Annotated in this window: 12 protein-coding genes and 1 tRNA gene; 1 reads left to right on the top strand and 12 read right to left on the bottom strand. The window is 34.0% G+C overall.

Annotated elements, in window-relative coordinates; all coding sequences use genetic code 11:
- Positions 1-43 precede the first annotated feature (43 nt).
- Genes ACLTBU_RS14565 through ACLTBU_RS14555 form a run of 3 tightly spaced genes read right to left on the bottom strand, consistent with a single transcriptional unit; the run spans position 44 to position 2,961 of the window.
- Positions 44-1,126 (bottom strand): Gfo/Idh/MocA family protein, encoded by a 1,083-nt coding sequence (locus ACLTBU_RS14565; protein ID WP_412219627.1) that lies wholly within the window; start codon positions 1,124-1,126, stop codon positions 44-46.
- A gap of 12 nt (positions 1,127-1,138) precedes the next feature.
- Positions 1,139-1,861 (bottom strand): ThuA domain-containing protein, encoded by a 723-nt coding sequence (locus ACLTBU_RS14560; RefSeq protein ID WP_249332550.1) that lies wholly within the window; start codon positions 1,859-1,861, stop codon positions 1,139-1,141.
- Between the two features lie 11 nt (positions 1,862-1,872).
- Positions 1,873-2,961 carry a Gfo/Idh/MocA family protein gene (locus ACLTBU_RS14555; protein WP_249332551.1) on the bottom strand — a complete coding sequence of 363 codons (1,089 nt, stop codon included), beginning with the start codon at positions 2,959-2,961 and terminating at the stop codon, positions 1,873-1,875.
- 116 nt (positions 2,962-3,077) lie between these two features.
- Between ACLTBU_RS14555 and ACLTBU_RS14550 the strand changes: the two genes are divergently transcribed.
- The gene (locus tag ACLTBU_RS14550; RefSeq protein WP_249332552.1) at positions 3,078-3,881 is read left to right on the top strand and encodes a helix-turn-helix domain-containing protein; all 804 of its coding nucleotides are present in this window, start codon (positions 3,078-3,080) and stop codon (positions 3,879-3,881) included.
- Between the two features lie 47 nt (positions 3,882-3,928).
- Here ACLTBU_RS14550 and ACLTBU_RS14545 read toward each other — a convergent pair.
- The 9 genes from ACLTBU_RS14545 to ACLTBU_RS14505 form a co-directional block, all read right to left on the bottom strand.
- Positions 3,929-4,001 (bottom strand) — tRNA-Ala (locus ACLTBU_RS14545).
- Positions 4,002-4,088: 87 nt separating this feature from the next.
- Positions 4,089-4,262, bottom strand: coding sequence for a hypothetical protein (locus ACLTBU_RS14540; protein ID WP_249332553.1), 174 nt, complete (start codon positions 4,260-4,262; stop codon positions 4,089-4,091).
- 42 nt (positions 4,263-4,304) lie between these two features.
- Positions 4,305-5,135, bottom strand: coding sequence for a hypothetical protein (locus ACLTBU_RS14535; protein ID WP_412219625.1), 831 nt, complete (start codon positions 5,133-5,135; stop codon positions 4,305-4,307).
- Between the two features lie 288 nt (positions 5,136-5,423).
- Positions 5,424-6,884: a sulfatase-like hydrolase/transferase gene (locus ACLTBU_RS14530; protein ID WP_412219623.1), complete on the bottom strand. Its 1,461-nt coding sequence runs from the start codon at positions 6,882-6,884 to the stop codon at positions 5,424-5,426.
- Positions 6,885-7,016: 132 nt separating this feature from the next.
- Positions 7,017-7,991, bottom strand: a complete 975-nt coding sequence (locus ACLTBU_RS14525) for a substrate-binding domain-containing protein (protein ID WP_177671569.1) — start codon at positions 7,989-7,991, stop codon at positions 7,017-7,019.
- Positions 7,966-9,747, bottom strand: a complete 1,782-nt coding sequence (locus tag ACLTBU_RS14520) for a sensor histidine kinase (protein WP_249332556.1) — start codon at positions 9,745-9,747, stop codon at positions 7,966-7,968. The genes ACLTBU_RS14525 and ACLTBU_RS14520 overlap by 26 nt, the downstream gene beginning before the upstream one ends.
- Positions 9,744-11,333, bottom strand: a complete 1,590-nt coding sequence (locus tag ACLTBU_RS14515) for a response regulator (protein ID WP_249332557.1) — start codon at positions 11,331-11,333, stop codon at positions 9,744-9,746. Before ACLTBU_RS14515 ends, ACLTBU_RS14520 begins: the two co-directional genes overlap by 4 nt.
- A gap of 267 nt (positions 11,334-11,600) precedes the next feature.
- Entirely contained in the window at positions 11,601-12,032 is a 432-nt protein-coding gene (fucU, locus tag ACLTBU_RS14510) for an L-fucose mutarotase (protein ID WP_412219620.1), read from the bottom strand.
- A 325-nt stretch (positions 12,033-12,357) separates the two neighbouring features.
- The gene (locus ACLTBU_RS14505) at positions 12,358-12,912 is read right to left on the bottom strand and encodes a BMC domain-containing protein (protein WP_412181387.1); all 555 of its coding nucleotides are present in this window, start codon (positions 12,910-12,912) and stop codon (positions 12,358-12,360) included.
- Position 12,913: the final 1 nt, after the last annotated feature.

Raw genomic sequence — 12,913 nt, 5'->3', positions numbered from 1 at the left:
TTTTCGCAATTTTTTCAGAAACTTATTGTATAGCCCTTTGTCATTATTTATTCATTGGTAATAACTCAAATACTGATTCTATAGTCACATGTTCTCCCATGTTTGCACTTCTTTCAAATCCTGTCATTACCTCTAGTACATGATAGGTTAAGTTACTACTCGTTTTTGCCTTTTCTCCTTTTCTAAGTGCCTGTGCCATCTCAAAAAGCCCAAGTCCTCTGCTATTATCTACATAATCAAATGCTATTGGAAACTCTAAAAATTCACCTTTACTTGGGCGATACAACCTTATAGGACCTCCAAAAGTATTAGGATCAGGTACAGATAATGTCCCTTCTGAACCATAAATTTCAATGTGTGGTACTTCTGCTTTGTACACATCAAAGGTTGTAAAAATGGTTCCTATTACACCACTCTCAAAAGCCATCATGCCTGTTACATAAGTTGGTACATCTACATCAATAATCTCCCCACAATGAGGCTGGCTTGTAATTTTTCTTTGTGGGAAAGAAATCTTTGTCATTCCAGAAACCTGCTTGATACCTCCTAATAAATTTACAAGTGCTGAGATATAATAAGGCCCCATATCCATCATTGGTCCACCACCATGTTTATAATAAAATTCTGGGTCTGGATGCCAAGATTCATGCCCTCTACATACCATAAAGGCTGATGCACCTACTGGCATGCCTATATAGCCATCTTCAATGAGTTTACGACAAGTTTGAATTCCCCCACCTAAAAATGTATCAGGCGCACCACCTATTCTTAAGTTTTGCTCTTCGGCAATCTTTACAAGTTCTTTCCCCTCTTCGAACGTAGCACCTAGAGGTTTTTCAGAATAAACATGCTTTCCTGCTAGCAGTGCTGCTTTAGATACCTCAAAATGCTCATAAGGACGTGTTAAATTCAATACGAGTTCTATACTTTCATCTGCAAAAAGGTCATACATGGTCTCGTATAACTTTGGAATGTTATACTTTTCCACTGCTCTTTCTGCTTTTTCTCTTACTAAATCACATACACCTACTATCTCTATGGCGTCTTTAAATCTTTTAGTTAAATTATCTAGATAAATACCGCTAATGTCTCCGATCCCTACAATTCCTATCCTTACGCGCTCCATCCCTTATTCCCCCTAATACATCTTTGCATTATTTTCGAATCGTTTCGTGGTAAGGTTCTGCTTAACAGCTATACCCTTACCCTCTGCTGCCCATAGCATCCCTCGTAGCATCATCTCTTGCGCTTCTGGTGCATGATCAAATACATTATCTTGATGTCCTAATGAAGTATAAAATACTCTTCCATTTCCCCAATATTTAATCCATGCAACAGGCATATCTATAGGCTTATTGGCACTATGATAATAATTAACTAATGGAAACTTTGTTGTGGCTAATATCTCTATAGCTGGGTCAACATGTAAGTAGTAATGTTCACTTTTCACTTTGAAATCTTCTATTCCCTCTACGATGTCATGTGATCCTTTACAAATATTAACAGTGTATTCTATACCATCTCCTCCTGGATGGCTTACCCATTGCCCTCCAGTTATAAACTGCCATTCGGTATCTTGTCTAAAGGCATCACACATGCCCCCATGACATCCAGCAAGTCCTACCCCACTTCCAACAGCTTGAGATATATTTTGCACATATTCATGTTTAATTTCACCCATCGTCCAGCAAGAAATAATTAAGTCTAAAGTTTTAAGATAATTTACATCAGCTAGACAGTCTAAATGATCATAGATTTCTACTTCAAATCCTTCTTGACGCAATAAAGCCGCAAAACGCTTTGAAACTAAATCAGGCTGGTGACCATCCCATCCACCTTGAAAAATCAATACTTTTTTCATACTTTTCCCCCTTATATACGACAAGCTATGCCGCATCCTCTTGCTTGTGCTTCAAAAATGATATCAATAACCTTCATCACTCTTAACACCTCTTCTGGCTTAACAATAAGCTCTTCCTGCCCCTCTAGGACACCTACTATATTCTTATAATAGTTCGCCCAGTCTACACTTACTTCTGGCAATGCCATCTCTTTTGTTGTATGCTTTGGTCTAGGTGCCATGGTTCTTGTAGGCCCTGCACTTGTATAAACAATCTCATCTTCCCATTCCATTTCACTATCTTCTTTAATCGTTACAATCTTTCCATTTCCATCCCAATCTTCTATAATGGCTGAGCCCTCTACACCACACACATGCCAGCGTGGCTGAGTAACTAAACAATTCATGGCAACCTCAACTAAGGCAGTGATACCACTCTCAAATCTTAGAAGGACATCAAAGTGATCATCTACTTCAGGTGCAAAAATATTATGTAAGTGTGCCTCCACTGAAATTACTTCTTCTGGGAACATCCATAAGAGCTGATCAATCATGTGTACTCCCCAGTCTAGTACCATACCTCCACCATTTACTTTATATCCACGCCAGCCATGTAAGGCACGCCTAGAACCTTGAACTCTACTCTCAATACGATAGAATTTGCCTATTAAATTTTGGTCATAAATTGCTTTCATTATCCGATAATCTTTATCCCATCTTCTATTTTGATGAATAGAAAATAGTTTTTGTTCTTGTTTACTAACCTCTATAATTTCTTCTAACTCTTTTGCATTCATGGCTACAGGTTTTTCACATACAACATGTTTACCTGCTTTAAGACAAGCTATAGCATAGTCTTTATGAAAATTATTAGGCGTTGCAATTGTCACTATGTCAACAGTCTTATCCTTTAACAACTCCTCCACACTTTTATAGGCTCTTAGTCCTTTTTCACTGGCTTTTTGCAACATTTCTTCTCTAATGTCATAGGCACCTACAACCTCTATTTCCGGTAAACTTTTTCTAATATTCTCATGATGCCATCCACCCATACCACCATATCCGATAATAGCTAATTTATAACGCATCGCACATTCCCCTTTAATTAAATTTGAGTTCATTCTAGCACTCCTAATTAAAAATTTCATGCCACATACAATAAAATTCACGCCATATATTGCTATATTCTTTAGGCTATAAGATAATAAAGTAAAATACTTGAAAGGCGAGTGTATCAATGAAAACTTTATCCTATCCCAAAGGTTTTTATGAGTTTTTTTCCAATCAAGAATCTCATATAATTCGCTCAGAGTATGTTCAAAATCTTACTTTTTTACCTCATATGCATATACAAATCGAACTACTCTATATCGTTAATGGAAGTATTCTCATTCAAATAGATAATAACAAGCAATTACTCTCTTCTGGCTCTATTGCATTTATTCCACCTCATAAGATCCACTCTTTTCATACAGAAAAAAACAGTCTTTGTATTTTAACTATCTTTGATCCTATTTTGATACCTGAAATAGATTACCTGCTAAAAAAAAGTACGCCTTCTCACCCTTTTATTTCAGATGTCCCTCATCTACTTAGCCTTAAGCACTACTTTCAAGCACTCACTCAATCATCTTCTAATAGTTTACTTAGTAAAGGTTATCTCTCTATTATTTTAGCTTCTATTCTCAATGAACTAAGTTTTATTGACACAAATACTCAACATAACCATACAATTCAAACAATCTTAGACCATATTTATATGCATTATCAAGAGCAAATTTCTCTTGATACCATTGCTACTCATCTAGGAATTTCTAAATTTTATATTTCTCATCTCTTTAATACACAGATTGGTTGTAGCGTACCTAATTACATCAATTACCTACGTATCAACCTTGCAAAGCAATTACTCTTTACAGATAAAAACATTACAGAAATTGCTTATGAATGTGGGTTTGAAAGCTTAAGAAGTTTCTATCGTGCCTTTACAACAGTTTGTAACACGACACCTCGTCAATACATAAAAGAACACCAAGAATAAAAATAACCCTCGAACCTAGTTATTTCTAAGTTCGAGGGTTTTATTAATGGAGATGAGGGGAATCGAACCCCCCACCTCTTGAATGCCATTCAAGCGCTCTCCCAAGTGAGCTACATCCCCTTTTTACTTTTATTATAGTAAAAATTTTCTAATTTTAAAAGTATTTATTTTAACTTTTACTTTACCGGCCTTCTCCCTTATTAACCCCTATTCTTCTCCATCATCACTACACGGACAAATACTGTGCATTAAAAGTGCTAACTCTTCTTTTAACAGCGTATCACAGTACTTTTCGAAATGCTCCTCTGAACAAAAATAGCCTATTTTATGATTATAGCCTTTATCTTCGATAGGCTGATTACAATACATACATTTTTTCATCTAGTCTTTCCTCTCTTTGATCAAGATTTCCTAATAACTCTTCTAAGCTTCTACTTTATCATTCCACTGAACCTGACTTGGCATCATATTATTATCCTGTAAATAGGTATAAATACTATTCTCATAGGCTTCTAATACTTTGCCACTCATCTTACCATATTTCCATTTTATACTTTGTGTACAAAAAACGTATTTGACTCCTTTATAATAACATTCATCTACCTGAGTAGAACCTTGCTCATAGACATTTTTTACATTTTGCCCTATCTTTTTAAACTTCTTCTTAATAAAGCTACTTGCACTTCCATATCCAAAACATACAATCTTTGGATTATAATACTCTACCTGTTTTAAGAATAATTGAAAAATCTTATCGCTTAATTTTTTATTCTTTAGTATAACATCTTGAATTGGTTTAGAATTTGTGCATTTAAAATATAAAAGATCTGCAAAAAGTACATAGTTAGAAGAATTCTGCCTATGTTCATAAAGATACTCTTTAATTTCCTCTTCTAAAGTATATTTCTCAATGTATTTATTAAGATAATCCTCCTTCTCCCACATCATACTATACCCTTTAAAAAGTTCATAACGTGGTTTATAGTAGGTCTGATGTGTATATTTCTTGTTATCCTTAATCCATTTGAAAGTCTTATCATTCTCTGGCGCATTAATCCACTTTAAAAAATTAATATCAGGATCCTCATACTCTCCTATACTAATAGAAGGATTAAGCCCCATAACCAATACACTTTTTTCTCCCTCCTCTAACTCTACTTTTATAAGTTCACGATTTCTATCACCTGTATAACCATCATCATTGATCGCTTGAATATCTAATTTTATAATGTCTTGATTGATTTCATTGGACAAATCTTGTATTTCTTGAAAAATTTTTTTTGCACATATATTAACTCCCTTATATAATTCATCTGTAATTAGGCTTTTAGTTATATTATATGATAATATTAAACTATATCAAATATAAAATATTTTAAAATAAAAGGTTGAGTCTTCATTTCAAAACTCAACCTTTTATTTTATACTCTATTCTATTTTATACTCTATTCTATTTTATACGTATTCGAAGTTCTATGGAGTATCAAACCATTTGAAGACGAAGCAAAGTGTTGCACTTGCTAAAGCTGTATAACCTACTCTTTATTCAGTAATCCATTTAATGGTTTCCCATACTTCTACGCCGTTATTCTTTTGAGGTATACCTGGCGTACTTCGGCCTTCTTTTACATACTTAGTTAAAAGTTCTTTAAGTTCCTTAACTACTTCAGGATGCTGCTCATAAATATTATGTTGCTCCTTTATATCCACTTCTAAGTCATAGAGCTGAACATGTGGGAGCTGCCTTTCTACTTCCGAATTAGGGACTGGATAGCTCCATCCTCCAGACCCTTTACACATCTCTAGCTTATACTTACCTTTACGAATAGATAAAGACCCATCAATACTTTGGTGAACAAGGGCCTCTCTTGTATACTGATCTTGTCCTTTCCATAACCCTAGTTCACTTACACTATCTTCTCCCATATTATCTGGCAATATAACACCTAGTAAATCTGCCATAGTAGCCATGAAATCAGCAAGACAAACTGTCTCATTACATTGACTTCCTGCTTTAATAACTTCTGGCCATTTGATAAGAAGCGGGATACGATGGCCCCCTTCATAAATATCTGCCTTATGACCTCTAAAGATATAGCTTGGATTATGTCCTTTTTCCGCTAGCTCCTTATAATCTGCTGACGGCGAACATCCATTATCTGATGTATAGATAATAATCGTATTTTCTTCTAATCCACATGCTTTTACTTTCTCCATTACCTTACCTACCATGGCATCACACATCATAACAAAGTCACCATATTCATTAGTCCCCGATTTACCTATCCATTCCTTGGTAGGTAAAATAGGTGTATGTGGTGCAGGTAATGGGAAGTAAATAAAGAATGGTTCTTCTTTATGTTCCTCTATAGTCTGTACAACTTTATCTGTAAGATGTGGCAGCACTTGTTCATGTTTAAAGTTTGGCGCTGTAGGCCCTTCTCTCCAAAAACGCTTACCAGAATCACTTGTAACCTTAGTAGGCAATTCTACTACTTTATTATTTTCAATATAAACATATGGTGGCATATCTAAAGATGCACTAATCCCATAATAATAATCAAATCCAAAATCAACAGGCCCATTTTTAATAATTCCTGTATAATCTACATTTTCTACTACCCCAAAGTCTGGTACACTTTTAAATTCCCCATGACATGGCCAGTCCATTCCCAAGTGCCATTTACCAATACAAGCAGTATAATAACCTGAGTCCGATAAAAGATTAGCTACAGTTTGTCTACCATCTTCTATAAGATGAGGTGTATAACCTCCTATTACACCTGTTTTAAGTCTTGAACGCCAATTATAACGTCCTGTTAATATGCCATATCTTGAAGGTGTACATACAGCTGAAGTTGCATGTGCATCTGTAAAACTCATGCCCTCCTCTCCTAGCTGATCAAAATACCTTGTCTTAAATGGGCATTTTTCATTGAGATAAGAAATATCTCCATAGCCCATGTCATCTGCTAATATATAGATAATATTAGGTTTTTTCATGTCAATTCCCCCAATAACTTTATTCAATATCTCCTTCTTATTTTAACTTATTATGATATACACTTCTATAAATTTATAAATTATTATTAATAATTGTTTTAATTTTAAATTGTTAATTTAACACAATAAATTTTATCTAATAATAGGATATAAAAGTTTTTGATTTTCTGTATCATAAAGGGTATCCGCTGTAATCAGTTTATAACCCGTGTCTGTGTCTTGCTCTACTTTTTTACCATCAAACAAATCAACTGCAACTTTTACTCCTAGGTATCCCATATTAAAAGGTTTCTGCACCAGTATAGCCTCTATTATGCCTTTTTCTAAAGCTTCTATAATAACATTTGAACTATCAAAACCTACTACTTTAATTTTCTTACTTAATCCTAACTCTTCAATTGCTAGACAAATCCCCTCTGTCATGTATTGATTAGCTCCTACAATTCCTTTAAGATTAGGGTATTGTTTTATAATCTCCTTTGCCTTCTTATACGCACTTTCAGTAGTCCCTTCTGTATAAACTGTAGGTAATTGCTTCACCTTAGCCTGCCCAGCCATAACTAAGTCATAGCCTTGTTCCCTTTCATTAGCTGTACTTGCCCCCTGTACAAAGTTAAGCATGATAACTTCACCTTTATTGTTAATACTTTCTAAAAGATAATGGGTCAACTCTTGTGCCGCAGCTACATTATCTGTAGCTACAATCTCTGTCTGTCCTACCACACTAGAGTCTACACTCACTAAAGTAATCCCCTTTTTCTTAGCATTTTCCACACTAAGTGCTAATCTTTCCTTATCTGCCGCTGCTAGCAATATAATATCTGCACCTTCTTCTATTTTGCTATTCATAATTTCAACCTGCTTATCAACATCTTTTTCTTCTAAAGGCCCCACATATTCAAAGGGTATTTCTTCTTCTTTAGCTGCAAGTTGTGCTCCCATTCGGATGGTCTCCCAAAAAACATACTCACTCTGTATAGATTTAGAGACGAGCACAATTTTATTTGGCTTTTTAGAAGACTGATAGCTACTATACCCTATAAAAATAAGTATTCCTATACTAACACCTACTATAAACCATTTAATAATTTGTTCTATTTTTTTCATTCCATTCCCCTATTTCTATCACCGGTATTGTAATCCTTACCTTAGTCCATTTACCATATTCACTTTCATAACTTAGTCCATAATCCTGTCCAAAATACACCTGTATGCGTTCATGAACATTCTTAATAGCTACACCACCTTTTGTAATAGATGTAGAGCTTGGCGCTTTAAGGATATTTTTAATTTGTTCACGAGACATGCCTTTTCCATTATCATAAACTTCTAGAATAATATTATTTCCCTCTCTAAATCCCAAAACTCTAATATACCCCCCTTCTTCTAAATCCTTAATACCGTGATAGAGAGCATTTTCTACCAATGGCTGTAACACAATTTTTACTATCATCTCATCAAAGATATCAGGTGATACTTCAATCGTATAAGTTAATTTACTAGCATAACGTATTTTTTGAATCTGTAGATAATGCTTAACATGTTCTACTTCTTCATAAATAGTAATAACCTCTTTACCTTTGCTTAAACTTAATCTAAAGTACCTTGCAAGTGCTGCTGTCATCTGTACAACTTTCTCACATTCCTCTCTTTCTCCTAACCAAATAATAGTATCTAAAGAGTTATATAAAAAATGAGGATTTATTTGAGATTGCAGTACCTTTAATTCGCTTTTCCTTAGTTTCTTCTGATTATCTTCTACTTGTTCTATAAGCCCCTCAATCTTATATACCATCTCTTTAAAAGAAGCGGTAAGACATTGTATCTCTTCTGTGTCACTTTGTGTATCTATCTCTACACCTAATTTACCTAGTTCTATTTCTTGCATATGCTCTGTAAGTTCTCTAATAGGTTTTGCTGTTTGACTTACAATGCGTTTGGAAATAAGAAAAGCTACAACCAAGGCAAGTAGTGTCAATATAATAAGCGGAATAATAATTTCTTGCTTTGATACAAGTAACTCTCCAATATAGGATACGCCAACTACTCGCCATCCTACTTCCTTCAGGCTATGTACTGTTACAAGACGTTTATCCTCTAGAACCTCTGTAAAACTACCTTCCTCCTGTTGCATAACACGTGCTAAATCTTCTTGCAAAATTCCTGAATAAATAAGCTGCTGCTTAGGGTGATAAATCATCTCTTGCCCCTGACCTACAATATAGACATATCCCTTTTCCCCTAATTGGATATCATTACACATGTCCGTTAAATTTTTATAGCTCATATCAATCAGTACAATACCTAGGATCTTATTTTCTTCCATAATGGCAGCACTTAAAGAAAATACCCATTTCCCCTCATTTTTAAGATAATTTTGCGTATGAGAAGCTGAAATTACAGGCTTTCCTTGTGCCTCTACTGCTTTTGTATACCACTCCATTTGTTTCACATCGATATAGTCTTTAATAGCATTTGAGGCACTATCTGTAAGAACTAATCCATTTTCTCCAAAAATATTAATACTTACCACGCCATTACTACTTCCTCTATTCCTCATCTCTTCAAGGAAATAACTTTTTCGTACAGCTTTTTGATTAAGCGGTTCCTTAAGTTGGTTAATTAAACTCGTATCTTGACTTGAAATCATCCACATAACCTCTCGCATATGATCGATATAGGATTCTATATTTCTACCAAGCTGTTTAACAATCTCATATGCATACACATGCGTGTCTTTTTCTACTATTTCTGACATTTTATAAATAAAAAATATATCTAGCATAATAACAATAATCATAATTAAAGAAAAAAAATAGGTCATCAGTTTACTCTGTAACCTATAAGACTTTTTATTTTTCATTTTCTCTCTCGTTCTCCACTTATTTTTCTATATTCTGATGGACTTTGCCCTACTGCTTTTTTAAAAGTACTACTAAAATAATGAGGATCTGCATATCCTACTGCCTCTGAAATCTCATATGTTCTAAGTGGTGTATATTTTAAAAGCCTCTTTGCTTTTTCGATTCTATACTCAGTAAGATATTGTACAAAGGTCACTCCTACTTCCCTTTTAAAGATATTACTAAAATGACTGGCACTAATATGTACACTATCACATACCATTTTCATAGATAAATCAGGCATATTATAGTTTTCTTCTATAAATCCTAAAATATTTTTTATATGCACTTTATTAGGTTTAGCTTGATCATTAATATAATTCATACATCGTTCGTAAAGTCCCTTAATCCATATTTGCATATCGGATAATGTCTTAAAGTTTTTAATCTCTTCTGTTAAATTAATACCCTCAGAAAATATTTCTGTAATACTTGGATCAATTTCCATAAACTTTTTAAATAAAGCACATGCAAGATTCCCCCAAAGTTCTTCTATATCTTTTACAGCCATCTTTCTTTTTCTAACTTCATTGGCTATTTTATTAATCACCTGCTCGAAAGCCTCTTTTTGTTCAATACTCTTTATCACTTCACTCTCCCACTGTACCCACTGTGCAAAGTGTACCTTAGTGACTTCATAAGGCTTGCTGTTCTCAATAATCTTATTAGTTCCTTGAAAGAACCTACTCAGCAACGCATAATAAGCCGTTTGATAAGATGTGCTAATTTCTTCTATTTGATTAACTAAAATGCCTACCCCTATAGTTACCGTAATACCTATTAATTCTGTTATAGCACACTTAATATACCGAATTGCCTCATCATACTTATCTTTAGGGTTTTCCTTTTCATCTGTAAAATAGAGAACTGCATTACATTCTTCTAGTTCAAAAAGTATTCCCCACTTTTTATTCACCACCATTTCACTTACAATGTTTTGTATTGCAAAATAGGTGAGTTCCTTGTTTTCAATCTGATTATCTGCATCTATTAAAAAAATACCATAAAAAGCTTTATTATAAGGTATATTAGCTTTAATGCATTTTTTAGCAATCATACTACTTTCAATTTCAGTGAAAACAAGTTCTTCTAAAAGTTTTTGCTGAATAAGTGGTATAGATTGTTCTATTTTATTGAGTACATCTGCTTCTTTTCGAATCTGTTCTCTTTCTTCATCTAATTTCCCCACTATTGCATAAAGGAGGTTGACCATTTCAGACTTTGTAACAGGCTTTAAAATATAATCTTGTACACCCATTCTTAAAGCTTGTCTTGCATAGTGGAATTCATCATACCCACTAATTAATATAATTTTAATTAATGGATAATTCTTGGTTAAAATATGCGCTAAGTCCAACCCATTTAACCTAGGCATATTAATATCTAATAACACGATGTCCGGTAACATTTCTTGTATGAGGAGTAAGCCTTTTTCTCCATCCTCTGCTGTCCCAATGAGTTCAAGTCCTAATTCTTCCCATGGAATAAGATCTTTCATTCCATCTCTAACTACGGCTTCATCGTCTATAAGTGCAATCTTATACATAATTCCACCCATACCTTTCTACTCATTCTCTCTTTGTTTCCGTTTTAGTACACTTAGTTAAATTAAATAAATTTATTCAATATATTTTTAACTTATTGTATATAATTATATATTATTTTTATTTATAGGTCAAAATTATTTTTATTTTCATATAATAATAACTTAATTAAAACTCTTTATTGGCATCATTAAAACCATGTTATTTCCTACATAATAAAAGAGGTGAAAACTAGAAAATTCGTTTTCACCTCTTTTATTAATCCTATATTAATCTACAACCACTCCTTTTTTAAGGATAATATTAGCATACAAAGCACTCTCACTTGTTGAAACAATAGCATAAGCTTTTTTGGCTCTTTCATAAAACTCAAAGCGTTCAACAAACTCAATTTTAGCTTCTTTACCATCATAAGTGGCTATAACTTGCTTATATTCATCCCAAATGGTAGGGACTACAGGGTCTCCAGGCACTACAGACATAAGACCTACAGAATGCTGCGCATAGGTGTCTAATGGAAAGAAAGGAAGTATAGCTTCTAAAAGTTCTGTTACAGTATGACCATCACATCTTACTAATCTTTTTGCATAAGCTGCAGAAGGAAAATTCCCATCAGCAAATACAATCTCATCTCCATGACCCATTTCCATCATAATCTTCATAAGTTCTGGCGTAATAATTGGCGGTATTTTCTTTAACATAAATTCACCTTCACCTCAACATTTTTTATAAAGTGGTCCCAAGTTTTTGGACGAAATACTTTTTCCTCTGGCACGCTGTGCATAGCCACTGGAATTCTAAGCATCGATGCTAATGGAATAAGATCTGCACCAATATGTTCATATCTAATTGCACCCTCCTAGTTTAATAAAGCCTTCTTAATTCTATTATTAAAACTAGTTTTATTATACCAATATAACTTTCTAAATAATGGGTATTTTTTTATGTAAAAAGTTTATTATTTTGCACTCATTAGATAACTGCATAAAAATAAGGGGGCATTTTCATGCCCCTTATTTCCTCTTCTTAAAGCATTTCCCATAATACCGGATCTGGACTTGGAATAACTGCACTATGTAAGAATAACCCTTCTTCTACAAGAATCGATTCTGCTTTTTTCATAGAGGCCTCTACTGCGGCGATTTCTCCTGCAAAAATAGCATAAGATTTACCTGTCATACCCCTTGCAAGCCTCAACTCTATAAGCCTTACAGGACTTGTTTTCACAATTTCATCTGCTACACCTACCATGGAAGCTACAGCATAACCTTCTAAAATACCTATAGCAGCTAGATTTTCTTTATCACAGGTTCCGTAAATAGCTGCGAATAAACTTTGATCTGGATTGCCTAATAGATAAGAATCTACAAGCACTTCATCAAAAGGTGCTATTCTACCTACTTTGACTGCTGCTTCTACAGAAGATAGCTTACCTGTAAACATAACAATATATTTCCCTGGACATACAGTCTGCATCATCATCATCTGTATATCAGCTGCCTTTAGCATACTGTCAGCCGCTTTCATACCGATGGCTACTGATCTATACTCCATAATCCCTAATGATTTATATTCATTCACT

It is taken from the genome of Zhenhengia sp. (assembly GCF_046966505.1).
Lineage (GTDB): Bacteria > Bacillota > Clostridia > Lachnospirales > Cellulosilyticaceae > Zhenhengia > Zhenhengia yiwuensis.
The sequence above is the reverse complement of the archived record's forward strand: the minus strand, read 5'-3'. Positions and strand labels throughout refer to the sequence as shown.